Below are 25,605 nucleotides of genomic sequence, written 5' to 3'. Positions count from 1 at the left end.
GGTCTTTTGAATATATTACTATGCTTCTTCTACTTTGTCAAGCTCGAAGTTCCATTTAGTCTTAAGATCAGCATATCTAACAAAGATTGATATAACTGCAAATACTAAAAGTATCATTGGATACCAAATATATGGAACTAACTCAACTGGTGATACAGCTCCTTCAGTAAAGCCTGAAGCAATAAGGATTTGTGCACCATAAGGGATAAGTCCTTGTGTTATACAGCTGAACATATCAAGAAGTGATGCTGTTCTTCTTGGGTCAACTTTGAATTTATTAGAAATTCTCTTAGCGATAGGACCGCAGATGATGATTGATACTGTGTTGTTAGCAAGAGCAGCGTTTGAAATCATTGTTAATAGTGCAGTAGATAGTTCTGCTGAGTTTTTGCCCTTAGCCATCTTAGCTATCTTTAATACTAGCCATTCAATACCGCCGTTAGCTCTAACCATGTTAGCAAGACCGCCAGTTAACATTGAAAGTAAAAATATTTCAAATTGTCCTGAGAAGCCTTGGAAAATATTTTGGCAAAGTTCAAGTCCATTGTAAGAACCAGTTCCAATACCAACAGCGCCAGCGAAAACTATACCAAGTGTAAGTACTACGAATACGTTAACACCACATAGAGCAGCTATAAGTACGAATAGATAAGGTAAGATTAAAACAAAATTATATTTTAAATCTCCTAGGTCGACAGGACCTGATGATCTACCTACTATTAATAAGATAATTAGTGTAACTATTGCAGCTGGTAATGCTACTTTAAAGTTTGCTCTAAACTTATCTTTCATATTAACATTTTGTGTTCTAGTCGCAGCGATAGTTGTATCGGAAATAACTGATAAGTTATCACCAAACATGGATCCACCAACTAGTGCTCCTAAAACTAAAGCTATTGGTAGACCTGCTTTTTGCGCGATACCTACAGCGATTGGACCAACTGTAACTATAGTTCCAACTGAAGTACCTGTTGCAATTGATAAGAAGCAAGCGATTACGAATAAACCTGCTGTTATGAATTGAACTGGTATTATGCTTAGACCTAAGTTAACAACTGAGTCAACAGCTCCAGATGCCTTAGATAGTGTTGCGAAAGCACCAGCTAAGATGTAGATTAGACACATGATGATGATGTTGTCATCACCGCATCCCTTAACGAATACGTCAAATTTTGAGTCTATCGATCCCTTAAATAACAAGAAGGCAACGATAGTACCGATAAGTACAGCGATAGGTGATGGTATTTGGTAGAATGCCATTTCTACACCCATCTTGTCTAAAATGATTCCTGATAATAAGAAAAAACCTATAAATACAATGAATGGTATCAGTGCCAATCCATTAGGTTTGATTGATGTTTGTTCGTCCATCAAAAATTCCTCCTACTTTTTAATTTATTTTTAATAACTCCTTAGCAGCTTTAACGGCTTCAATCGCATCGATAGTATATTTATCGGCGCCAATCTTGTCCGCGAACGATTGTGAAATAGGTCCTCCGCCTATCATAACTTTATATTTATCTCTTATGCCTCTTTCTTCAAGAATTTCAACAACTCTTCTCATATTTCTCATAGTTGTTGTCATAAGTGTTGACAAACAGATGATCTCTGCGCCATGCTCTTCAGCAGCATCAACAAATTTATGAACTTCAACATCTCTTCCTAAGTCTATAACTTCAAAACCTTGTGTTTGAAACATTGTTTTAACTAAGTTCTTGCCAATGTCATGCGTATCTCCTTCAACAACACCTATAACTACAGTATGATTATGCTCTAGCTCATTTTTTTCTAAGTGTGGTTTTAATACATCGAGTGCATTGTTCATCGCATCTGAACAAAGTAGTAAATCTGTTACAAAATATTCCTCTTCTTGAAAAGCGTCCCCCGCCCTCTTCATTCCAGGAACTAATCCATGTAAAATCGCATCGAGTGCATCATAACCTTCATCAAGATAGTTCTGAGCGACTTCGGCAATTTTTTCGTCTTCATACTCATAGACATAATCGTCTAGAATTTTGTAATACTCTTCTTTTGTCATATTTACCTCCTATTTAAAATATGAACAGTCAATAAAAGCTTTTTGGTAGTTTTCATCATAACTTAGCTCCAAAAACTTTATCTTCTTGCTTAAACTTAAAAGATTTTCCCTCTTTTTCTTTGATAATGCTACGCTGATCGCGCCATCAAGCGAAGTATTTTTAAGATAAGAAATCTTTTCTTCTGATATCTTCGGTATAAAATAAGTATCTAATAGCATGTCCTTTGATAAGTGATAACCAAATTGACCTGCGATGAATAAATCATCAACTTCATCAGCGCTCATACCAAGCTTATTAAATAATAAAACTATGCCGGACATAATCGCACTTTTTGATAACTGAATATTTCTTATATCTTTCTTAGTCATGTAGATATCGCCTAAATCGATAACAGTTTTTCCATCCACTTCCTTTAAGAATGGTCTTCTCTTGTCATCTTCATCAAGGTCTTCTAGTTTAATTAATCTTCCCCTGTAATCAATTAAACCTATCTTTAAGGCTTCACGTATCGCAGCTAAAACACCTGAACCGCAGATGGATTTAGCTTTTTCTTTGCCAATTACGACGATATTTTTATTTCCGCTATCAAGATCAAAGAAAACATTTTCAATCGCGCCAAGCTCAGCTCTCGAACCGAATTCAATATTCATGCCCTCAAGTGCTGGTCCAGCCGCACAGCTGCTAGCGTAGTAATGATCTTTATACTTAAGTACTAGCTCTGTATTTGTACCTATATCTATAAACATGATGTTTTTATCAATGTGCTCTATATCTATGTGATTAACGCCGCTAAGTATGTCGGCTCCAACATAAGACGAGATCGATGGTATTGTAAATGCTTTTGTGTACTTACCAAGCTTCATGCCAATCTCTTTTGCATCTATCTCAAAATTAAAATAACTTACAATTTTATAAGGTGCTATGCCGAGACTAGTTGGATCGACTCCCATAAGTATATGCATCATAACTGAATTAGCTGAAAAAACAATTTCATATAAACTATCTATATCGAGTTTATATTTTTTAAATATTTTTAATATTGCTTCTTCGATGGCCTTGGTGATTTGCTCTTGCATCTTATAAAGATTTTCTTTTAAATCGATGGCGGCGCTCATTCTTGACAAAACATCTAGTCCGAAACTTATCTGTGGATTGACAAAGGATGCTCTTTCAATAACTTTTCCGTGACTTAGGTCAAGAACAGATATTGCAACGCTTGTAGTTCCTATATCGACTGCAGCCGCATATATCTTGTCATCACTTTTATCACGAATGGCAATCAATTCATCGTTTAGATATATCGCATGCTTCTCGCCTTTTGAAAAATTTGTGTTTTTCAAAACATTAAATGAGATATGTCCAAAAACTTTTTCGTACTCATCTTCCCAAGAGCTGTCAGTGTCTCTATTATCCTCAAAAAAATGAGTCTTCATAGTAAGTACTGAATCACTTGTATCAAAATTATCTATATCGGATGTAAGTAAATTTTCTGCCTTGCCTTCATCGAAAAAAGCTAGGTCTATATCCTTATCTACTTTGTACTCACATGAAAGGACTGTCTCTTCACTTAAACCATCTATTATTTTTACTTTGCATTTTTTACAAGTGCCCATGCCATTGCACGGCGCTTCGATAAAGTAACCATTATCCCTCAATACATCTAATAAAGTTTTTTCTCCATTCGTTGTAATTACATTGTCATCACTTAGTATGTGAATTTTAGGCATCTTCTACTCCCTTTAATATTGCTTTAACATTTTCAAGTGGCGAGCCCATGCCCAGTCCACAGGCTGGTGCAATGATGTCCACGCCATCTTTTACTCTGTTTTTAGCAACTTTTGAAATTTGTTCTGGTTTTTGATTTTCGATTAAATATGTTGACACATTACCCATAACAGGCTTGTGTATATGTTCTTTTGCTTTTTTTAGATTAACAATAGCATCGAAAGAATAAGCATCCGCATGAATTTTTTCAACAATATCTATAACACTCTTCATATCGCCACAGATGTGTATAATTATCGGCACTTCCTTATGTGCTTTGATTTTATCTATGATGTAGTTAACATAATGAATCAAATACTCTTCAAAGTACTTTGGTCCAAGTATCTCAGCTGTTCCGCTTGGATCAGCGATTGCGATTAAATCTGCTCCTGCATCTACTTCTTTTATAGCAAGATCTGCTATCACATCAGAAATATAATTCATAAAGGCTTCAAAAGCTTCTTTATTCTTTTTAAGTCCAACATAAACCTCTCTTGCTTCAACTACGCTAGTTGCGACTGAGAATGGTCCAGTGATATTGCCAATAACAGGGATATCATCATTCTTAAGAAGTTTTATCGCGCCGATTAAAGCATCTTCCCTGCTAAATTCGACCTTAATATTCTTTAATTTATTTATATCTATCTTATCCATGGCATATTCAATGATGTGAGCTTCCTCTTCATTAGTGCCATAGACGCATTTTGCGCCAAGCATCTCTGATTCAACACTCATGCAGAATGGAACAGCATAATTTTCAAAAAGATTCTCTTCAACTACAAATTTGGATAGCTTAGCCATCTCGTCAGCGTTTGAATTTGCTTTTGCAAAATCAATGCCATGCTTTTCAATAAGCTCTGTTACACATGGATTCATCATACCTCCTGGGCAGATAACTGCTGGTCTATCAGCCTTTTCACCATGAAGTATCTTTAATAATCTTTCCTTTTTATTCATAATTTCCCCCTAAAACCGTAATCGCTTTAACTTTTCCTAAAATTTTAAAGCATCTATTAGTAAAAATTCTATAAGATGAGTTTATAAGCGCTTCTTGATAACTCATCTCGTCACATTCTAGCTTCATTTCATTATATAGTCCTAAATCTGACAAGGCAAAGCCTAATTTAGGACAGATATGTAATTTAAAATTTGTAAAATTTAATATATCATTAATAAGAGGGTAATAAAAATCATTCACTAGTTCTTTAACTATCTTTGGTCCGACAGTTTCAACGCTTAGTATAGGATCAGCTAGACAAATGATTTTGACCTTATTTTCATCAAGCTTTAATAATAAATCTAAAACATTTCTTCTATAGTAAGCATAAATTTTTTCTTTATCTAATTTTTTTCTAAATGCAAGAAGAAATTTTGATATATCTATCACTTGAGAAATAAATGACAAAAGACCGTTTAATTTAAAACAAATAGGAGCCTCTTCACCTGCTATGGCTTTTTCCATGGTGATAAAATGCTCCAAATTAAAATCAAAATCTTTTAAATTATATAATTCATCAATGCTGTCAAGCTCCATGAATCTTCTAAGATTAGCGTTTTTATCAAGCATCATGCCAGCTAATTCGCCTTCCATAGTACCTACAATTGGATAAAAAATTACATCAAAACCAAGGCTCATTCTTTGAGCCACATCTTTATAAAGATTTGCATCAGTGAATAAGTCTTCTTCGTTTATATCCAAATTTAAATCAGTATACTCTTTTTCATTTGTTGCAGTGCATGAGTACACTCTAATATCTCCTATCTTTTTCACGCTCTCACCGTTATTTATTATATAACAGCTTGAAAACTTAAGCAAACCCATGTAATTAAGGGGTATTCATGAAATTTATACAATAAAAATGTGCATATAGCTTAGCTACACGCACATTATTATAAAAAAATATTTCCATTTTCGAAAGTCTATAAAAAAATACTATACTAATTTTGATGTATCCATAGGCATTTTACCGTAATACCTGCCCCACTTCATGAATGAATCAATGTTTTCTATAGGACTGTTCTTTGGAATTTGGCAGCCAGTGCACAAAATGTATCCTTTTGGTGAGTCCCAAGCCTTTGCAACGCATTTTTTAACTTCTTCTTTAATAATATCGTCGTTGCCTAGATAAATCGCATCAACCGGCGGAACATTACCTGTGATAACTACTTTGTCACCCATAATTCTTTTTGCTTCGGCAAGGTCTTCGCAGTTATCTATAGAGAAGTTGCCAACACCAGCGCTAACAACATCTTCCCAGATATCTTTTGATTTGCCACAGATATGAATTGTGGGAGCGCCACCGCAATATTTTTTAACATCTTCAACATTTCTCTTAAAATATGGCAGAGAAAATTCTCTGTATTGAGCAGGTCTAATCATAGATGTTGATGATACTGGATCGCAAAAACCTGTTCCGAAGCCAATTTTGCCAAGAGCTTTGATATATTCAGCGTTATTTCTTGTGATTATATCCATAAGTCTGTGAAAAGCTTCTTTTTTCTTAACAATCCATCTAAGCATATTCTCAGTGCCAAGTACTGATGCGGCTACTGTGAACGGTGCAGTCATTGATGCACCTATATCAGCTACATCGCCAAGAGCGTCTCTAATTTTTTCAAGCGCTTCAAGAAGTACATGTAGATGACCATCCTTCCATGGATTGATAAGCTCGAGTTTATCGATGTCTTCTTCTGTTTTAACAACTGGCTCTCTTAAATTAGAGATATTGTCATCAGGATAATTCATTACCGAGCCCATGGCTTCAGCCATGCCCCTAAGTGTTGTTGACACACAGATGTTGTCATGATGAAAGCGATTGAATAAAGCAATTTCAGTCTCTGTGATTACATCAGATGATGTGTAATAATCATTAGTCTTTTTACCTATGTACCATGCCATAGTAACCCCCATATCTGGCACTACAGGTAATCTGTCAATTGCTTCGCCCTTTGAAAAGGCAATCATCCTTTCTTTTGGTGTCATTTCGTCTTCAAAATACATTAAACCATCTCCTATTTATATAATTCATTAAAATCGTTTAGGCTTTCTAATAATTTTGCTTTTATTTGATTAAATCTGTCTACTTTAATCTTCCCATCAAGAGCATCCTTCACAGGAATAACATTGTAGTGGCTCTTACCATTCACACGGTACTTGTCAACCCAAAGTGGATGCGCTTCGAATTTTTCTATGCTTACGCCGTCTTTGTCCTTCTTTACTATCACTTCCATCATAAGCTCACTCTCGCTAAAGCGCTGACCCATGCCCTCTCTTCTCTGATTCGATACAAAATTACCCATAGAGTAGCAAACATAAGTTTTTTTGCCATGCGCTTCGATAATATCTGATTTTTGTATAACATGTGGGTGCGAACCTAAAATCAAATCCACTCCCAAAGCATTTAACTCGTTTGCGACCTTGATCTGACTTTGATGCGGCTTGTGCTGATACTCGTTGCCCCAGTGCATATAAACAAGTTTTACATCAACATCATTCTCATTCATATAAGCAATATCTTTTTTAATCTTATCCATGTCGATGAAATTTATCGCATAAGCCTTGTCAGTTCCTTGAACTTTTTTCTCAAAGCCATTAATTGAATAAGTATAAGCCGATATACCAAATTTAATGCCATTGACCTCTTTTATCAGAGGCATATTATTATTGTCTTTATACGTGCCGATATTGTCCATCTCATATTTTTTAATCGTGTCAATAGTTTTGTTAACACCAGCGAAGCCCTTATCAAAAGCGTGGTTATTAGCAGTACAAATCACGTCGAAGCCTTGATTTTTAAGAGCTTTGATACTATCTTCAGGCGATGAAAACATTGGATAAGTAGTGAGCTTGCCATTGGCCGAGACAGTTGTCTCATAATTAATCATAGCCATGTCAGCATTTTTAAAATTTGGTAAATATTTAAAATATTCATCAAAATTATAAGTGCCATCACTTTGCAATGCACCTGTTAATTGCGGTCTGTGAAGCATAAAATCGCCAGCTGCAAATATTTGCACTTTGCTTGTCTTTATAGGCTCTTCTTTTTTCTGAATTATAATCGGAATTTCTTTTACATCATAAACATAAGTTAAAGACTTGTCCTTGTTAATTTCTTTTGCTTTTTGCTTGCAAGCGACTGGCCCTAAAACTATATTTATGAAACAAAGAAGAAAAATTGTAAATTTTCTAAATAACATCTAAGATCTCCTCTTCATAACATCTTCAACAAGCATAAACAGTCCAAGCGATAGAAATATATCGCCAATGCTAATTATAGTCCTAAAGCTAGTGAACTTACCAAGTGGAATAGTGTCAGCAAGCGCGTTAAAAGTTTTTCCGCTCACAGCTAGTGTATGCGTCATCGATAAAGATTTTTCTAAAAAGCCAAGCTCGCCAGCAGAACCGTTATATACAAGAGCTTCCTTCACCACCGGCATAAAGCCTCCATAGTTAATCATCGCTATCAAATTAAGCGCAAGACCGATCGCCACTATGTTAAAGGCAAAGTACTTGTTATTAGCAATCGCAAAAAATATCATTACAAAAAATGTAAAAATATTTATATAAGGATATATCATGATCAATTCGCGTCTAAAAATAAAATTAAATCTCGTGATATAAACAAGAACAGCGATATTTATAATAGCTGTTAGCAATAAAAACCATGTATACCTTAAATTCATTTTAAATAAATTATTTATCCTTCCGCCATTGATAAGCGAAATAACTATGGCGAAGATAATTACAAATAAAGCCATACTACACCTCTTTCTTCACTTGGATAAGAAGTCTTTCAATCTCGAAATTAATCCTATCCCTTATGTATATAGCATAGAGCTTCTTCTCATTAACCTTTGTATAATAAACACTAAAGAGCATGCCGATGACTATGGCGCTCAAAGCAAAAGCAAAAAATGTTTTTAATGTAACACCAAAAATCTCTTCTATCTTGAAGTACTTTAGTGACTTAGCACTTAAGAAGAACGTCATAAAAGATATGGCAACCGGTAAAAGTATCCTCGACAGAGGCGCAACAAAGCTTCTAAAATCAACCGCCTTGTACTTCGTCTCCAAATAAACACTTATCTTAGCCGCACTTAAATTTAATGACTTAAGCAAATCATCATCATAAACAAAAACATCATTTACAATCTCATTAAGAGCTTCTTCCTTAACCTTGCCATAAATCTTTTTCTTCAAAGCACCATCACTTGTCCAAAAAAGAGATTTTATTTCTTCTTCAAAATCTTTTTTATATTTTTCAATACAATCCTTCGTCTGCATATAACTCTCCTTATACCATCATTAATATTATATCATATAATATCTGTTTTACACTTAAAGATTAATCTATACATAGTGGGTCTTGTATAGATTAAATTTATCTATATTATAGCATAAAAAAACTGAGCTAGTAAATAGCTCAGTCCATATACAATATTAAATTATATAAATCTTCTCCACTTTTCTCCAAGTATCTCGTTTGCGCTGCTTGTTACGACGAAGGCTGTTGGGTCCGCGTCATTAACGAACTCTTTTAGTCTGATGTACTCGCGTGTTGAAACTGCTGTTTGTATCAAAACGTTATCCTTCTTTGAATAAGCGCCCTTATATGGGATAAGGTTTGCGGATCTATCTAGGTCTTCTATGATAAACTTTGATACGAGTTCGACTTCTTTTGTATTGATGTAACAAAGCTTACTTGTGTTAAGACCGCTGATTGTGATGCTAACTACTGCTCCGTTGATTATAACGCCCATAACAGAGTAAAGGAAGATGTTCATACCAAAGGCAGAGCCAGCGAAGATACTAACGACAAGGTCCGCAACAACACAACCTATACCTAAGTCAAGTCCTAAAAACTTTTGCATAATCTTGGCAATGATGTCTGTGCCGCCTGTCGATGTGTATTGATTAAGCACCATGCCCACGCCTATACCTTGAATAATCATGCCTAGTGTTATTACTAAGAACAAGTCATCTGATAGTGGCTTTGGATTTGGAAATATTATTTCAAATAGCCAAACAAGTCCTGATAAAGCAAGTGTAACAACTATGGTTCTTGTACCAAAATCCTTACCGATTAAGATGAATCCCATCATGAATAAAACTATGTTTACTAAGATAAATAAGGGCCCAACGCCAAGTGGTATGTAGTGACTTAAAACTATGGCGATACCTGATGCGCCTCCTGATGTTAGGTTCGATGGCACTAGGAAGAAATGTATCGCTGAGGCAACTAGTATTATGCCTATGATGATGAGTACTATCTCTTTCCAGTTGTATTTGTGTTTGATTTTGTCTTTCTTTAAATTTTGCACTTCATTGACTATGTTCATATTTTTCCTCTTTTCTATAGATATTTCTTATATATGTTTATTAAACATGAACTCAATTATATCACAATATAGGTAGTTCTTCAAGCATTTTTAATTTGATTTTGATAATATTTATTTGGATTTATACATAAACCCCGCTTTACAAAAAATTTTATTTGATATATAATAAATTTATCATAAAAAAAGAGGGGGTATTTTTATGAAATTAAAAGGAACTAAGACATGCGAAAACCTTATGAAGTCATTCGTTAACGAATGTCAAGCTTCTATAAGATATGGTTATTACGCATCTCAAGCAAAAAAAGATGGCTATGTACAAATACAAAACATCTTTTTAGAAACATCTCAAAATGAGGAACAACACGCTAAAAGATTCTACAAGTTCTTAAAGGACGAGCTAGATGGCGAAACTATCGAAGTATCTGGTACTTATCCAGTAGCGCTTCAAGATACTTTAGCTAACTTGAAGGCTGCTGCTGAAGGCGAAAATGAAGAGTGGACAAGTATCTACCCTGAATTTGCCAAAATTGCAAAAGAAGAAGGCTTTAATGAAATAGCCGCTGTATTTACACACATAGGTGAGGTTGAAGAAGCTCACTACAACAGATACAAAAAGCTTATCGAAAATATCGAAGCTGGCAAGGTATTCAAAAGAGGCGACGTTTACATATGGAAGTGCTTAAACTGCGGCTTCTTGTATGAAGGCAAGGAAGCTCCTAAGAAGTGCCCTGCATGTGATCACCCACAAGCTCACTTCGAAATATTTGTAGAAAATTACTAAAATTAATTTTGAGTAAAAATAATGATGTAGATTTTTTGTCTACATCATTATTTTTATATAAATTCTTAAATTTTAATTAAATCTTCTTCTCAACCCATTTACCTTGTTTAAATCTTGTGCTCATAAAGATGTATCTTGAGAATTGATCTGATAAAACGCCCATCCATATACCCATTAATCCTAAGTGGAATACATTTACAAGTATATATGTTGACACGCTACGAATTATACTTACGCTGATGATGGATGCGATAAGTGTGTATTTTACATCGCCTGCCGCTCTTAAGCAGCCGCCATAAATTATTTGCGATATTTGGCAAATAACTATGACTGTTATGAAGCGGCCAATCATTACTCCGTAATTAATAACTGCTTCATCTTGGAAGAATGCTCCGAAGATGTATTTACCGAACAATAATAAAACTGCCGATAAAACGAGCGATATAACGAAACCAACTTTTTGACAAGTTTTGCCATAAGTTACTGCGTCGTCATATTTTTTCGCTCCAAGTGCTTCACCTGATAAGGCAACGGCTGCGACCTGCATTCCATCTGCAAAGGCAAAGCCGATGCTTAGTACGTTCATGCCTACATTGTGTGCTGCGAACTGATCTGTACCAAGTGATGCTGCCATAAGAGCTGTTGATAAGAATCCGACTCTCATCGCAAGATTTTCAGCAAACATATTTAGTCCAAGTTTAATTATTTTTATAAGTGCTTCAAATGCTGGTTTTATTTTATAATTAATTATAAATGGCAAACTTACATAAGAACCCGATTTGAATAAAGATCTGATACTCATGATACTCGCAACAAAAGTGCCTAAGATGGTTGCTATCGCTGCGCCTCTTACGCCCATGGCTGGAAAACCAAATTTACCATTGATTAGTATGTAGTTAAAAGAAATATTTACTACGCTTGAAACTAAATTTGTAGTGAAGGCAATTTTAGTGTTGCCACTACCTCTTTGAGCTGCGTTTATAACTATGCTAATAATATTAAATACGCTAAATCCCATGATGATGTCGAAGTATTCTATCGCATACTTGTGTGTATCTGTCTTGCTTCCGGCTAATTTTAGTATTGGGTCAGATAAGGTTACCATGACAGTCGTTATTATTAAACAAAGCAGCATAGCAAGTATAAATGCTGTTACTAAAACTTCATTCGCAGATCTTCTGTCCTCTTCGCCTTTTCTTCTCGCAACGAGTGCTGAGACAGCTATGCTTATCGAGAAGAATATCGCAAGCCCAATAAATTTTGGCTGCGTTGTGAGTCCAACCGCTGAGATGGCGTATGTACCTAAACTTGATACCATGTAAGTGTCGATGATGCCTGCTAGTGCTATAAATACACTCTCAAGTACCGATGGCCACGCTACTTTAAAAACTCTTTTCAAAAATTCATTATCTATCAATTAATCACTTCCATATCTCATATATATATCTTTTTATAAAACATTTAATTTATTATAACATATATTTTTAACTCATACAAGGAAATAGCTGTTTTTATTTAGAAAAGCGAAATATTTTATTAATTCTATAACAATATCTAGGTCTAGATAAATAAAAAAAGAAGCTCACAATCGTGAACTTCTTTGCATAAATATTTAATTAAAACTTAATTACTTCTGGATCTTTGCCATGACTCATAAGGTTCATCACGGCATCTTTTAAATAGAAAACAGCTGTATCATCATCGTCTGCGGCGTACTTGCCCTTACATGCATCTACATTGTCATTCACAAGTTTTTCTCTTGCTTCACGTCTATCATCTTCAACAAGCTCTGCAAATACTCTGTAGTAGTCCTTGCCAATAGATCTTGCTATAGCTACATGTGGATTAGCTTTGATCTCCTTATATACATTCTTGTGCTTCTTAGTAACAATGTATATCTTGTCCTCAAACTCGCAGTGCACGTCAAATGGTCTTACATTTGCCTTGCCTTCAGCAGCTGTTGCTAAATAAAATTCATCTTCACTTCCTAGTATCTCTAGTACTCTCTTAATATTTTCTTTCATATAAATACCTCCTCTATAGGTTTATTTTACCCAAAGAGGAGGTATCTCTAACTAGATATCTAAAATTTTAATTCCTGTCTCGTCATCAATTTTTCTTTGATAAGCGTTTTCACACTCATCGATGCGTATCTCGCATGTGCCGCTTATGATGCACTTATTAAGGTGACCACCAACAGTGATACCCATACCAAAAGTTAAGCCGCCAGCAAGCACCATGCCGTCTGAAATCATGATGTGTAGGTGTATATATGACTTATCGCCGTCTCTAGTGATATTGCCATTCAAAGAAAGAATTTCAAATTCGCCATCGTATTTGTATTTGATATACTCTCTCTTTTTTACGCTATAAACACCTAGCTCTACTTCCGAGCAAGCGCCTATACCACTTATAGTAGCTGCCTTTAAATCTGTTTCTTTAACAAATTCGTTTAATTTGTCTAGAATTTCTTCGCCTCTATCGATCCTAACGATATATGATTTGCCGTCTTTGATGTACTTCATAATTTTGCTCCTTTTATATTAATATAAACTTCCTACTTTATTTGTAAATAATTCTTTCTTAAAGAATGGTTCTATCTTGTCTTTTTCGCCTTCATCATAAATTGGAAGCATTTCCTTAAACTCGTTGTTATCAAGTCTATTGTCAGAATAAAATTCATAATAGTTCATTACAGAGCCGCTGCCTAGATAATACTTGCCATTAAGTCTATAAACTACATATATAGTCGAGAATCTTCCTGAACCTACTTCTAAGAATGATCCTTCTGGCTTATCAACCACGTTTGAGCCAATTCTTTGAATGTCAGCAACATTGGCTGTGTCTCTATCAACTGGAGGAATTTCAAATTCCTCTCCGCTTTCATCTTTGTTAAACGCTATAAAGATGTTTTCCATCTCTCCGCCAATCACTTTAAGTCTTTCATTATCTTCATCGCTAGTAGTTTCGTCCTTTAGCTCTTCTATACTTACCTTGATTAAAAATTCAAGCATATCATCAAAATCTTTTAATCTTGCTTTTTGCTCATCATTTAATAAAGAATATTTTTCATCCGCATCCATAGTTAAGCCCACTAAGTACTTAACTCTTCTATATAGATTAACATTTGGTTCAACATAGTGTCTCATGTCCATAGGTTCGTCGCCGCCACACTCAGCGCCAAATTGTTTTGCATACAAAATTGTATCATGCTTTAATTGTGCCCAAGATGCAAGTGCTGTGTTTAGGTCTTTGTATTGCCATTTTTCACTTCTCATGAAATCTGGATAACCTTCACCATATTCGTTATTAAATGCTTTTAAAACCCATAGCCATGTTCTATAAATATTTGCTTTTTCTTCTTTATCTGTTCTCGCATCAACCATAGCCTTTGTTTCTTCGTATTTTTCCTTAAACTTATCCCACTTCAAATTGTCTTCGTTAGTAAGAGTAAGTCTCTCAGCAAGACTATTGCCAAGAAGTGCCATAAGGTCTACGCCCGAAACAACTGGTCTCTTGCTTTGCGAATCAGTGTCAACTAAGTTTTGTAGCCAAGTGTTGTCAACAACAGCTCTTTGTGGCAAGAAGGCAAAAACTTTTCCTGAGTCTGGCTTTATCTTTGGAGCTTCTTTATTAGCGATATCATCAGCAACAGCATTTACAACATTTTTCTCAAGTATTGCCTCTACTGAATTATCTTTAGTAACTTTACTTATGCTCTTGTATATATCTATAGGAGTAGTGTCTTCAGTATTTTCAACTAAAAAACTAATTGGCTTATATATGTCTTGCCATAATTTAAAACTAGCTTCATCCTTAAGCATAGCTCTTGAGATAAGTATAGCTTGCTTAACTGCTTCTAGATTTATGGACTTATCAGGATTTTCTAAATGAACTAGCTCTTGTGAATAAAGCATATTTACTCTAAAATATTTCTTTAAGTTTTCGTTCTTAGTATAGTTGCCGCGAACCTTAAATTGAGAGTAATCAATTTCATTTCCTGTTATGTTTGATACAGCATTTCCTTCTGCCTTGATATTGTCAAGCTCTTTGTCAGCTAAGTCTCTTACTTCGCTTGGTACTTCGCCATCATATTTAGCTTCAAGTAAATCAAGCGCACATAAGAATAATGCTGCGTTTCTCATAAGTATTTCTTTTTCTTCGCCCTTTGCTTCTTTGTAATCACTTAAAGCATTGTCCAAGCAATTTTTTGATAGAGCCATAAGCTTTTGCTTTAATGAATTCTGCTCCATATCCTCCATCATGCCAAGATAGATGATGTGGTACAAGTGAACAATGGAGTCAGTAGTTACAAAATTGTTACTACCCATATATTGATTAGTTTCATAAATGCTAAATGGCTGTTGTATTTTTTCGTAATCAATAAAAAATCCATTATCCTCAAGATTTTTCATCATTCTATCATTATATTCTTTAGTGTATTCAGTGTATTCATAAACAAAGCCATTAATCATCTTAGACTCTTTTGGAACGTCATAAGGCTTAACATTTGCTTCGATATCAATGTCTTCAAAGTCCTTTACTTCTTCAGTGTTCAATAATTTTTCCGCATCGTAGCCAAGCAAAGCATTTAAATCTGCTTCACCTACTTCATTTTTTTCATTATTACCATTCTCTTTACTGTTCTCATTATTCTTGTCTTTGTTTGTTTTGTTAAATGGCAAAGCGCATGCGCTTAAGCTCATCACCAAGATTAAAATTATTGCTAATAATCTTTTTTTCATTTTAATTCAATACCCTCCTTTGAAAATTTAATTTCCCTTTTTATATTTATACCCTCTATATATAATTTTTTATCTTTCACTAATTTTGTTGGACGAAAATCTATCTTTCTAGTCGCAATTCGCTCTATAAGCATATTGTACTGCTTGTAAATTCCGATTGAGTAAACGCCTTTATATTTTTCTATAGAGACGACTTCATCAAATCCATCGCCATCAACATCAAACAGTATAAAATCATACATGGGGTTGATTAGCCTTGAGCAGCGAAACTTTGGCTTCAAATCCAAGTCCACTACTTTGTATAAAAAGACTCGCTTTGATGGCGTTCTATGCCAAGGAGCTATCGAGTAAACGCCAAAAGCGATATCAAATTTGTTCTCGTCATTGACTCTGCCTAGGTCAACCTTGTATATATTTAGCTTGTACTTGCCCTCAAAAGTTTTTGTCTTAGATAAATTATCTTTTGTAAAAGTAACTTTATTATAAAACCTCGCAAATATTGGTTTGGCTAAAGTCATCTCTACTTCGCCAAGTTTTTCATCTATAACTTTGTATTTTTCAGTAGTCTCTATGCGTGAAAGAGCTAGAAGTGCTAGCAATATTACAATCGCTAGAGCAAATATTTTCTTCTTCATTATTTATTTAAATCTACAAAATGAACTTCGTAACCCATATTCTTAAGCATTTTAAATAAATCTTCAGTCTTGAAGAATAATGTCTGTGTGTTAATATTTGGATGAAAAGTCATTATCTCTTCATTTAATATAGCCTTGTCAAAATAGAATTGAACTTCTTTTTCTTCATCATTAATTAGTCCAAATGGTGAGACGCATCCCGCTTCATTGCCAAGTTTATTGAATAAAGTCTCTTCCGAAGCCATCTTTATTCTTTTTTCACCTACAATTTCAGCGAACTCCTTCATATCAAGCCTATCCTTGTCATCCATAACAAGCATGTAAAAGCGTCTCTTCTTTTGATCAGTCATAAACATAGTTTTTGTTCTGCATCCGATTTTACCCTCGATATACTTGTCAGCGTCTTCAGTCGTAAATGCTGGTGGATGCTTAACTGATTCATATTTAATACCGTTGTCCTCAAGAACTTTGATAGCGTCCTCGTATTTGTTCTTCATATCATCCCCTCCATTATGTATACATTTTATCACAATCAAGCGCAAAAATCAATTATCAAAGAAACATTATGTACAAAAAAGGACTTAGTGCAATTGCCTCAAGTCCTTTAATCAAAATATTTTTTATTTATTATCTTTAAAATGTTCTTTAGCAAAATCCATTTCTTGAACTAACTCCATAGTGCCAAGATATTTACCAGCCTCATCTCTTACTGCCATGTATAAAACGTAACAGTCATGTCCTTCCTTATTCATCCATATACCAAGCTGATCCTTTGCCCCGCTCTTAAACATAGCTATTATTTCTCTAACCATGGCTTCAATCTTTGGTGGATGACAGCTGTATACATCACGTCCAATGGCTGTCATTGGTCTTTTGAATAATTTTTCTCTTCCATTGTCATTAAAGAAAGCGTTTATATCGTTCGCATCAACAAAGGTAATCTCGTAAGGCATCGTATTTAAAAGCGCTTCAAGCTCATCAAGTCTAAAGTGTCCACCTTTTAGTTCAATCATAGAACTTTGATAAGATGACTTCACTTCGTCAGTATCTAAAGTCTCTCTCTTCCACTCATCATCAGCTCTAAGGCCTCCGCTGTATGCTTTAAAATCTTCATATATATTGTGCCACTCTTCATCAGTAAATTTATCTTCAATAGTAGGAAACAATATGTTTTCTTCCTTATAAATCATTTCTTTCGCTCTTTGAAGATTTTTCTTAAGAGCTTCAGCCCAAGCCTCATCCCTATTATTTGTATCAAGTTTTTTAAATGCATCCCTAATTTCGTCATCAACAGACCACATAACATCTGATGGCCCAGGAATATTGTATTTAACCTTAAGTAGTGGATAAATTAAATCGCCCTTCTTTGTGTAATGCACACGAATTTTTCTAAGATTTTCAATATCAACACTTTTATAATCATTTTTTTCTAATAGTGAAAGCGTTTTATCGATTAAATCAGCGATTACATCATTCTCTTTATGCAAATTATATATAGGATGTCCCACTTCGTCAATAGCTTTAAGTTTTTTTCCTTGTTCCGTCTCAGTCGCTCCATGAAATAGAGCGCTGTGCACATCACAAAGCTTTTGCACTTCTTTTATTGGTACACCAGAGGCGATAATTTCTTCTTCTGCCTTCATTATCTCTTTACTGTCAACGTCAGAAAATTCTTTAGCAAAATCTGCCCTAACGCTGTCAATATCTTCTCCTTGACTAAGCCTTTCGATAAACGTCTTAAGCTTATCAAGTCTAGCTTTGTCATCATTACTTATTTCGCTCTCTTTAATAGTATATCCATGTTCAATAAGTTTTTCTTTTATATGATCCATGCTAATGTTTTTAACAACAGAACCTCTCTTTAAAGTCATAAACTTACCAACGCTGTTAAGCATAAGTTTATTTTGTAACTCTTTAAAACCAATTTCTATTAGTACATCTTTAATTTCTGGATACTTACTTACTAAATCAGCAACAGTCATATTCAAATCAATTATTTTTTCCATAATACACCTCTTTCACTAATAATAAATTTTTACTTAGCGTTCGCTAACTATTTATACCCCATTATATATTTTTTATTAACATAATATGTGATATAATAAATATAAGGATGGTGATGAGATGAAAAACAAAATTAAATTATTTTTCTATAATAACAGAAGGTGGATTTATTGCCTTGAATATATTTTTTATTCAATAATTCTGCTTGCAATTGTAACCTATATTGACAGCAGCTACTCGGGACTTACTAAGTATGTGCCGCACATCATGCTATCAAGTGTCGAGCTTGCAATGACAGTTCTTTCGTCACTTGTATCGGCCCTACTAACTATAACTACTTTTACATTCTCAACAATATTAACAGTTTTTACACTTTATCATAACTCCTTCACGCCGAGAAGCGTTGAGAATTTTTTAGATAAAAAAATAACTATGAAAGTCTTAGGCATATTTATAGGCGGCTTCGTTTATTGTCTAGTGAGCTTAAACTTTATGAAGTCTGGTCAGGATCAAAGACTTGTTATCGCCGGAACCATAGGTGTTATCTACGCTATATGGGGTGCGATATACTTTGTAATCTTCGTGCAAAATGTTTTATCAGGAGTTAATTATAGCAAGCTTTTGGAAAATATTGCAGATAAAACTGATAAGATGATAGACAAAGAGCTTGAAGACCGTGATTTTGAACTGCTAGAAAAGGCTGAGTGGACTAAGAAAGAAAAAAGAATTTCTGCGCCCGAATCAGGCTACCTTGAAATTATTGATATAGAAAAAATTAAAAAAATAATTCAAGATGAAGACATAGTATTTACCATAGAAGTTTCTAAGGGCGACTTCATCACTCAAAAGCAAACGCTTGGCTACTTGAGCAAAGATTCACTTGACGATGAGACAATTGAAAAAATTCAAAAACAATTTCTTTTCACCGAAACAAGAATTTCTGATGAAGATTATAAGGTCGGCTTAAGAAAGATAGCCGAGATCGCTGCTCGTGCTTTATCACCTGGCATTAACGACCCAAACACAGCTATACACTGCACAAGAAAGCTTTCTATACTTCTTTCGCATCTTGCTAAAGTCGACTCGAACCATCACTATATCAAAACTGATGGCAAGGCAAGAATTTATTATACAAGCAAATCTTTTAAAGATGTCTTAATTGAGTTTATGCACCCACTATTCACTTATGGCAGTAGCGACGCAAGCGTTGTAAGAGCAAACTTCCAAGGACTTTTAATAATTAAACTTACTGCGAGTGATAAAAATAAAGAAGTCGTTATGAATTTAGCAGAAGATTTTTATCAATCAGTTGCAGATAATTTCAAGAGAGAGGCAGACCTAAGTCTCTTCATGGAGATATATCAAGAGATAATGACCGGATCAAAAGAAGAAAAAGAGATAGAAAAAGAAGAAAAAGAGGAAGAGAAAGAAGAAGAAAAATAATTTATAGATAAAAATAAATATATAGAAAAAATATAAGGCTGCTCAAATTGATGAGTAGCCTTAGTTTTTTATTTGTTTTATTTTTTATTTATAGTCACTTGCCTATTGACCTCGTCCCAAAGAATGTCTTCGCCGTCCTTAAGTCCAAGTGCTCTTGCAATGTTCGCTATAGGAAGCATGGTTCTATGGTGAACGATTTCTGACTTAAGATCGCTTGTGTATTTTATGCCATTAACAATAATTAGATTAGTATCTATAGGTATTTCAACCCTTAATCCTAAGTCAACAATGACAACAGTTTTTGTCTCATTTAGCCAAAATACTTTGTAACCAAGAGCTTCGGCTAAATATCTTAGAGGAAGCATAGTTCTGCCGCGCTTGATATATGGAGCTGAGTCCATGTTTTTAACTGTGCGTACGCCATTCATGACTTTTTCAAGCGTTTGTGAACCAATCGTGATAATGGTTTTTGATTCATCAGATTTTATTTCTTTTTCAGACTTAGATTTTTCCTCTTCATTTGTATTTTTATCTTCATCATATCTATCATAACGCCAATCTCTTCTATGTCTTTTATTTTCAATAGGTTTTTCTTCTTCTATCTCAGGATAAATGGCAGGAGCTAGCTCTCTAAACTTAGCATATATGCTCACACCGCCCTTTGGCATTTTGAATTGATTTGCAATCATTGGCACTAAGTTTTGATTTTTGTCAAGAATAAGTATGCTTTCAAGCTCATAGCCATAGTCTGGCACAGCTTGCACTGTGACAAGCTCGCCCTCCTTTGCCTCAGGCGGATTAATAATAATTGTTCCGTTTGATGCTTGAGTCAATTTTATTTCATAATTTTTGTTTTCATCTTCTGGATTTGGGACTGTTAGCTTAGCTTGCCAAATTGCTTTTACTTCTGTTTCTTTATTTATTTTTATTTTTGTCTTAGCTGGATATTCTTCACCATCTACTTCCCAAGCTTTAAACTCTTGTCCCTCTGGTGCTGTGAATGTACATTTAGGTAATTCGAACTCTTCTCCTTTTTTAATTTCTTCTGTTTTTGATTCGTTTTTACCATTATTATTTGGATCTATTGTAACTGTGAATTTTTCTGTTGTCTTGTCTTTCCAAATCGCTTTTATTGTTGTTTCTTTATTTATTTTGATTTTTGCCTTAGCTGGATATTCTTGACCTTCTACCGACCAAGCTTTAAACTCTTGTCCATCTGGTGCTGTGAATGTGCAATCAGGTAGCTCAAAGTCTGTTCCCTTTTTAACTGTTTTTTCAGGCATTTCTCCTGTGCCTTCATTATTGTTAAAAGTAACTTTATATTCAATATCTTTCCAAATCGCTGTTACTTCTGTATTTCCGTTAACTGTAATTTCGTCGCCAACTAATTTTGTTTCGTTACCAATTTTCCAGCCAACAAATTTTTTATTTTCAGGTGGAGTGAATCCATTTTCAGGAAGAGTGCATTTTTCCCCTTTTTTAATTTTTTGCGCTTGCATAGTTCCTTCAGCGCCATTTGAATTAAATGTTACTGTATATTTTACTTCGCCATTGTTTATTTTTAAAGTGTACTCGCTAGTATTTTTTGAGTTTTTTGAAATAATTTTAAAGTTTAAAACATTTTCTCCCTTATTTAAGCTAGATTTTTCAGTTCTAAATCCATATTGACAGTCAGCAATTTTTAATTCTGAACTATTTGCTTGTATTTTTATATGCTTATTAGAATTTTTTAAAAGATCTCCTGGTTCTCGATGATTTTCATTTTCATAATATGGCACATAATCTTCTGTCTGCAATGTTAAATAAAAATCAGTATATCCTTCCTTAAGATCAAGTTCGTATTCTTTAGTATCATCTTTAATTTTTACTGCATCGTAAAAAGTTTCCCAAACATTATCCTTCATAGCATGGACTATGATATATCTTAATTTGCTACCATCATCCGAACCATCTTTAAATTGTGCCTTAATTTCTGCTTCGCTATTAGGCATAGTAAACTCACCCATAATTCTATATGGATCATCTAACACAACATTATTACCATTAACAAGCCAATGATCAAAAATCATACTACTTGTACCTATTTCTGCGTAGTATTTTACAATATCTCCATCAAAAGCCTTAGGCAGATCTCTATTTCCTCCAGTAGCAGATACATTATGGGCATTATCTCCTATTCCTTTTTTAACTTTAAAGACATAGTCACGAACTTTTAATCCATTGGATGATTTTACATAAAACCAAAAAGTATTATCTTGTGGTCTTAAACTGTATTCTTCAGTATAATTACTATCTCTTACAGGACACATGTTCTTGTCTTTTGCTTCTATTACTTGATCATCACTTGCTTTTTCGAAGAAAAACTGTACTAACTTGTATTTTATATCCAATTTTATAATGTAAGTTCTATTGCTAGGGTCAAATTCTGAAGTATATTTTTCATTTGTCCATTTTTCACCATCATATACCCTTAAAATAATATTTTTCAGTTTAGTGCTATCGTCAAGCTGTGCTGCGGCTTTAAGTAAATTTTGATTCATCGGTAATAAACTCACACATAAAATTAAAAGCATTGCAAGCGAAATTATTCTTTTAAATTCCTTCATTTCCCGTCCCCTCCAAAAAATAAAATATATTAAATTCATAAAAAAAGCGCTAAGCAAATTAATCGCACTAGCACTAAAATAAATCCACTTTTGAGTGGATCGATATATCATTGATTTTAAAACTATATATTGACATAATAAAGCCTCTCATCAATTATATTTATACATCAATAATATAACAAAGTATTGATTCCGTCAATATATTTTATTTAATTTGTGAATATTTTCCATAAAATATTTAAAATACATTATTCAAGTAAAAGTGTTTCAATGTTAAAAACTTTTATTTATATTAATATTGTTCTCTAAAGAAAATATAATTATTTTCTTATATCTACTATCTAACATCTTATATACAAACTCTTTATGAATATCAGAAATTTGAGGTGTATCATTAATCACTTGCAACACCTTATCTTTGTCATATCTTTCTACAAACTTTTTTAAAGCATTATGACAATCTACATTGTCTGTATTTTTTAAGTAATTGTAATAATTTAATTTAGCTCCACCTATTTTTAATGCAGAGTTAGGAAAGACATATACTCTTTCGTCTATCTGTTTTTCATCTTCTAATACAATCTTCATTTGATCTTCTGCTAATTGTGGATATAAACAAGAGCCACAATCAAATATAGGTGCAGGTTTGCACAGTCCCGTTTCATTATTATAGAGATATCCCCAGTTACCGTTATGCCTATCAAAGTTGCCGAGAAAAGCATCTATAATAAACTGATCCCAGAAAAAAGTTTTAAGCTTAACTACTTGAATTAAGTTTTGTTCTTCAATAGTTGTTAGAACTTCTGATAGCTCTGCATCTGTTCCGTTTGTTGAGCTAAAAACAATATTATTTTTTAGTGAGGCAAAATCATAAAATGTGTATTTACCGTTTTCTCTAAAGTCTTTACAAGCTACCACCATTTTGCCATTGAATTCTCCTAAGATAGTTTTTTGAACTTCATATCCAAACTCATCAATTATATTACAGCTAAGATATTCGCTTATACAACTATTTGAATATTTTATATTAGGATTGTCTTTGGCTAAACCCGCGGTCTTTATCATATATCTTTCATTATTATATATTATACAAGCTTTCTTACCATTGGCTCCATTATAGTTTACTGATAAATCTATATCACAATTACTAAAGTCAATCATTGTTCTTTCACCATTCCTAAATATTCTTCTCTCAAAATCCAAGCAAGTTCGCTGGATATTTCTCTATCAATCTCCGCAGAATTTATCGAGCCATAAATTTCTCCCCAATACATTGCTTCTAATATATCATCTTTGTCTTCTTTAGCTTTTAAAAAGCCATTGATTGATACTTGTAAATGCATAGGTAAAGTTTTTATTTCTATATCCATACTTACCACCTCTTTTTTATATTATATCATATTTTAATTTTTTATTCACACAAAATATATAATTTGATAATCGCCTTCGTTAATCAAATATCCTTCGCTCTTTTAAATAAATTAAAAGGCCCACAAGCAAATAAATAAGGAGAAACACCTGTGAACCTAATAAACTAATTTTTTAAAATTATAAATATATTTTATTTTGAATAATGAGAACAAATTAAAGCATTTAACATAGTTCCTAGAATAATGGTTCCCAAAACAATGATTATAGCTGCATCTTGTTTTATTAAGCCTTTAAATATCAATACCGATTCAGCTAAGAGTAAAAGGCCTAGCAATAATATCGATAATCCAGTTACTTTAGCTAAAAGGTCTTTATCAACATTTGAATTTTCTTTATATCCAGCTAATAGCTCCACCAACTTAAACTTCCATAGCATTGCGCCAATAATTATTAGTGTAAGCCCAGCTAATAACGATGCATAAGCCATAATAAACCTCCAAGTCAAAATTGAAATTTGTTTATCCAAATTTGCGAAAATACTTTCCTTCTGTATCGTTCAATACCGTGAGTCACGAGATAGAACGGTTTATTTAAAACTCTATCAACGCCAAAACCCATTTATAAAATTTGTGAGATAAAACGGAATTATTTCGCGAAGTGCAAAATGTTTAGGAGTGAGGCGTAGTAAATCTACGCCGCAGCGACTAAATCATTCGAACAAGCGAAAGAAACCGTTTTAGCCATAAATTTTATTCCCACTCTTCTTTTCCAAACGTCCAATATATCTCAAACCATTCAAAATACAAGATTCTATTTTTTCTAATACCACTAAATCCATCTAATTATAGGACGTTTTCAAATTTTTAGTCCCGTCCCAGTCCCAGTACCGGAGAAATATTGTTTTAATATAATATCTATTTTTGTCTTCTAAGCTATTAACCGTTATTTTTTGGATCTAAACTTAATAAAATAGCATTAATGGCGACGATGACTGTTGACACAGACATTAGGATTGCTCCAAATGCAGGGCTTAATGTGATGCCAATAGGAGCCAAAATTCCTGCAGCTAGAGGGATAGCTATAAAGTTATAACCAGCTCCCCAAAATAGGTTTTGTTTCATTTTACGAGTTGTTTTGTGTGCTAATTCAATGAATGATTCAATATCACCTGGATCAGATTGAGTCAAGATGACATCAGCTGAATCTAAAGCCACTTGGGTTCCAGCGCCTACAGCTATACCAACGTCTGCTAAAGCAAGAGAAGGGGCATCATTAACACCGTCACCTACCATGATAACTTTTTTTCCTTCTTCTTTAAGTGTTTTTACTAACTCATATTTGTCTTGTGGAGATTGATTTGATCTATATTCAATCTCTAAATCTTCTGCCGCGCCTTGAGCTGCTTTTTCATTATCACCTGTTGCCATAATTGGCTCTATATTGTTCTTTTTAAGAACTTTAATTAACTCTTTGCTCGTTGGTTTTAATTCATCCCCTAAAGCTACAGCACCAATAGCATCATCGTTTTCTACTAAGACACTGAGAGTTGCTCCTTTTGGAATATCAATATCCAGATTACGTCCGTATGCTTTTTGGCTGATTAATTGATAACTATGGCCCTTGGCTTTGCCTTCTACGCCAGCACCGGAAATCACATCAATCGAATCAAAATATGCTGGACGTATATCTTGTTGCTCGGCGAAACTTATAATTGATTGAGCAATTGGGTGGCTAGATCCTCCTTCAATACCAGCCAGTAAGGCAATGATTTCCTCTTTTGTATATTTATCATTAAGAAGTTTTACATCTAATACTTTAAACTCACCAGTTGTTAAAGTACCCGTTTTATCTAAAATCATCACATCTGCATCTTGAGCT

24 protein-coding genes are annotated in these 25,605 nt (G+C 33.9%); 2 read left to right on the top strand and 22 right to left on the bottom strand.

Annotation, left to right across the window (positions count from 1 at the left end; translation table 11 throughout):
• Nucleotides 1-18: 18 nt before the first annotated feature.
• The 10 genes from AC2UOP_RS06440 to AC2UOP_RS06395 form a co-directional block, all read right to left on the bottom strand.
• The gene (locus AC2UOP_RS06440; RefSeq protein WP_484833051.1) at nucleotides 19-1,371 is read right to left on the bottom strand and encodes a Na+/H+ antiporter NhaC family protein; all 1,353 of its coding nucleotides are present in this window, start codon (nucleotides 1,369-1,371) and stop codon (nucleotides 19-21) included.
• Between the two features lie 19 nt (nucleotides 1,372-1,390).
• Nucleotides 1,391-2,038: a corrinoid protein gene (locus AC2UOP_RS06435; RefSeq protein WP_019213860.1), complete on the bottom strand. Its 648-nt coding sequence runs from the start codon at nucleotides 2,036-2,038 to the stop codon at nucleotides 1,391-1,393.
• A gap of 9 nt (nucleotides 2,039-2,047) precedes the next feature.
• Nucleotides 2,048-3,766, bottom strand: a complete 1,719-nt coding sequence (locus AC2UOP_RS06430) for an ASKHA domain-containing protein (protein ID WP_484833050.1) — start codon at nucleotides 3,764-3,766, stop codon at nucleotides 2,048-2,050.
• Complete coding sequence (locus AC2UOP_RS06425; protein ID WP_484833049.1) at nucleotides 3,759-4,760, bottom strand: uroporphyrinogen decarboxylase family protein; 1,002 nt, start codon at nucleotides 4,758-4,760, stop codon at nucleotides 3,759-3,761. Before AC2UOP_RS06425 ends, AC2UOP_RS06430 begins: the two co-directional genes overlap by 8 nt.
• Nucleotides 4,753-5,574, bottom strand: coding sequence for a hypothetical protein (locus AC2UOP_RS06420; protein WP_484833048.1), 822 nt, complete (start codon nucleotides 5,572-5,574; stop codon nucleotides 4,753-4,755). Before AC2UOP_RS06420 ends, AC2UOP_RS06425 begins: the two co-directional genes overlap by 8 nt.
• A 162-nt stretch (nucleotides 5,575-5,736) precedes the next feature.
• Complete coding sequence (locus AC2UOP_RS06415; RefSeq protein ID WP_484833047.1) at nucleotides 5,737-6,804, bottom strand: uroporphyrinogen decarboxylase family protein; 1,068 nt, start codon at nucleotides 6,802-6,804, stop codon at nucleotides 5,737-5,739.
• 11 nt (nucleotides 6,805-6,815) lie between these two features.
• The gene (locus AC2UOP_RS06410) at nucleotides 6,816-8,000 is read right to left on the bottom strand and encodes a CapA family protein (protein ID WP_484833046.1); all 1,185 of its coding nucleotides are present in this window, start codon (nucleotides 7,998-8,000) and stop codon (nucleotides 6,816-6,818) included.
• Nucleotides 8,001-8,561 (bottom strand): DUF5317 family protein, encoded by a 561-nt coding sequence (locus AC2UOP_RS06405; protein WP_484833045.1) that lies wholly within the window; start codon nucleotides 8,559-8,561, stop codon nucleotides 8,001-8,003.
• Nucleotide 8,562: 1 nt separating this feature from the next.
• The gene (locus AC2UOP_RS06400; RefSeq protein ID WP_484833044.1) at nucleotides 8,563-9,087 is read right to left on the bottom strand and encodes a hypothetical protein; all 525 of its coding nucleotides are present in this window, start codon (nucleotides 9,085-9,087) and stop codon (nucleotides 8,563-8,565) included.
• Nucleotides 9,088-9,248: 161 nt separating this feature from the next.
• On the bottom strand, nucleotides 9,249-10,142 hold the full coding sequence (locus AC2UOP_RS06395; protein ID WP_484833043.1) for a YitT family protein: 894 nt from the start codon (nucleotides 10,140-10,142) through the stop codon (nucleotides 9,249-9,251).
• 199 nt (nucleotides 10,143-10,341) lie between these two features.
• Between AC2UOP_RS06395 and rbr the strand changes: the two genes are divergently transcribed.
• Entirely contained in the window at nucleotides 10,342-10,923 is a 582-nt protein-coding gene (rbr, locus tag AC2UOP_RS06390) for a rubrerythrin (RefSeq protein WP_484833042.1), read from the top strand.
• A 76-nt stretch (nucleotides 10,924-10,999) separates the two neighbouring features.
• Here rbr and AC2UOP_RS06385 read toward each other — a convergent pair whose 3' ends face one another.
• From AC2UOP_RS06385 to AC2UOP_RS06355, 7 genes are all read right to left on the bottom strand, one after another.
• Nucleotides 11,000-12,340 carry an MATE family efflux transporter gene (locus AC2UOP_RS06385; RefSeq protein WP_484833041.1) on the bottom strand — a complete coding sequence of 447 codons (1,341 nt, stop codon included), beginning with the start codon at nucleotides 12,338-12,340 and terminating at the stop codon, nucleotides 11,000-11,002.
• 199 nt (nucleotides 12,341-12,539) lie between these two features.
• Complete coding sequence (locus tag AC2UOP_RS06380; RefSeq protein WP_249242310.1) at nucleotides 12,540-12,947, bottom strand: pyridoxamine 5'-phosphate oxidase family protein; 408 nt, start codon at nucleotides 12,945-12,947, stop codon at nucleotides 12,540-12,542.
• 51 nt (nucleotides 12,948-12,998) lie between these two features.
• Nucleotides 12,999-13,448, bottom strand: coding sequence for a PPC domain-containing DNA-binding protein (locus tag AC2UOP_RS06375; protein WP_484833040.1), 450 nt, complete (start codon nucleotides 13,446-13,448; stop codon nucleotides 12,999-13,001).
• A gap of 18 nt (nucleotides 13,449-13,466) precedes the next feature.
• Entirely contained in the window at nucleotides 13,467-15,668 is a 2,202-nt protein-coding gene (locus tag AC2UOP_RS06370; protein ID WP_484833039.1) for a DUF3160 domain-containing protein, read from the bottom strand.
• A complete protein-coding gene (locus AC2UOP_RS06365) occupies nucleotides 15,665-16,303 on the bottom strand; it encodes a hypothetical protein (RefSeq protein ID WP_484833038.1) in 639 nt (212 codons plus the stop codon). Before AC2UOP_RS06365 ends, AC2UOP_RS06370 begins: the two co-directional genes overlap by 4 nt.
• Nucleotides 16,303-16,800 (bottom strand): prolyl-tRNA synthetase associated domain-containing protein, encoded by a 498-nt coding sequence (locus AC2UOP_RS06360; protein WP_484833037.1) that lies wholly within the window; start codon nucleotides 16,798-16,800, stop codon nucleotides 16,303-16,305. Before AC2UOP_RS06360 ends, AC2UOP_RS06365 begins: the two co-directional genes overlap by 1 nt.
• Nucleotides 16,801-16,923: 123 nt before the next feature.
• Entirely contained in the window at nucleotides 16,924-18,309 is a 1,386-nt protein-coding gene (locus tag AC2UOP_RS06355) for a DUF438 domain-containing protein (RefSeq protein WP_484833036.1), read from the bottom strand.
• Between the two features lie 118 nt (nucleotides 18,310-18,427).
• Here AC2UOP_RS06355 and AC2UOP_RS06350 point away from each other — a divergent pair, with 118 nt between their 5' ends.
• The gene (locus AC2UOP_RS06350; RefSeq protein WP_484833035.1) at nucleotides 18,428-19,750 is read left to right on the top strand and encodes a DUF2254 domain-containing protein; all 1,323 of its coding nucleotides are present in this window, start codon (nucleotides 18,428-18,430) and stop codon (nucleotides 19,748-19,750) included.
• Nucleotides 19,751-19,827: 77 nt separating this feature from the next.
• Here the strand turns inward: AC2UOP_RS06350 and AC2UOP_RS06345 are convergent, their stop codons facing one another.
• From AC2UOP_RS06345 to AC2UOP_RS06325, 5 genes are all read right to left on the bottom strand, one after another.
• The gene (locus AC2UOP_RS06345; protein ID WP_484833034.1) at nucleotides 19,828-22,356 is read right to left on the bottom strand and encodes an InlB B-repeat-containing protein; all 2,529 of its coding nucleotides are present in this window, start codon (nucleotides 22,354-22,356) and stop codon (nucleotides 19,828-19,830) included.
• Nucleotides 22,357-22,629: 273 nt separating this feature from the next.
• The gene (locus AC2UOP_RS06340) at nucleotides 22,630-23,517 is read right to left on the bottom strand and encodes a HipA domain-containing protein (protein WP_484833033.1); all 888 of its coding nucleotides are present in this window, start codon (nucleotides 23,515-23,517) and stop codon (nucleotides 22,630-22,632) included.
• On the bottom strand, nucleotides 23,514-23,726 hold the full coding sequence (locus tag AC2UOP_RS06335; protein WP_019213880.1) for a hypothetical protein: 213 nt from the start codon (nucleotides 23,724-23,726) through the stop codon (nucleotides 23,514-23,516). The genes AC2UOP_RS06340 and AC2UOP_RS06335 overlap by 4 nt, the downstream gene beginning before the upstream one ends.
• 191 nt (nucleotides 23,727-23,917) lie before the next feature.
• Nucleotides 23,918-24,214 (bottom strand): DUF3784 domain-containing protein, encoded by a 297-nt coding sequence (locus tag AC2UOP_RS06330; protein WP_106018619.1) that lies wholly within the window; start codon nucleotides 24,212-24,214, stop codon nucleotides 23,918-23,920.
• A 448-nt stretch (nucleotides 24,215-24,662) separates the two neighbouring features.
• Nucleotides 24,663-25,605: HAD-IC family P-type ATPase (locus tag AC2UOP_RS06325; RefSeq protein WP_484833032.1), on the bottom strand; the 943-nt coding region annotated here is incomplete at its 5' end.

This window comes from Fenollaria sp. (genome assembly GCF_057222035.1).
This window is presented reverse-complemented; position numbering and strand designations above follow the sequence as displayed.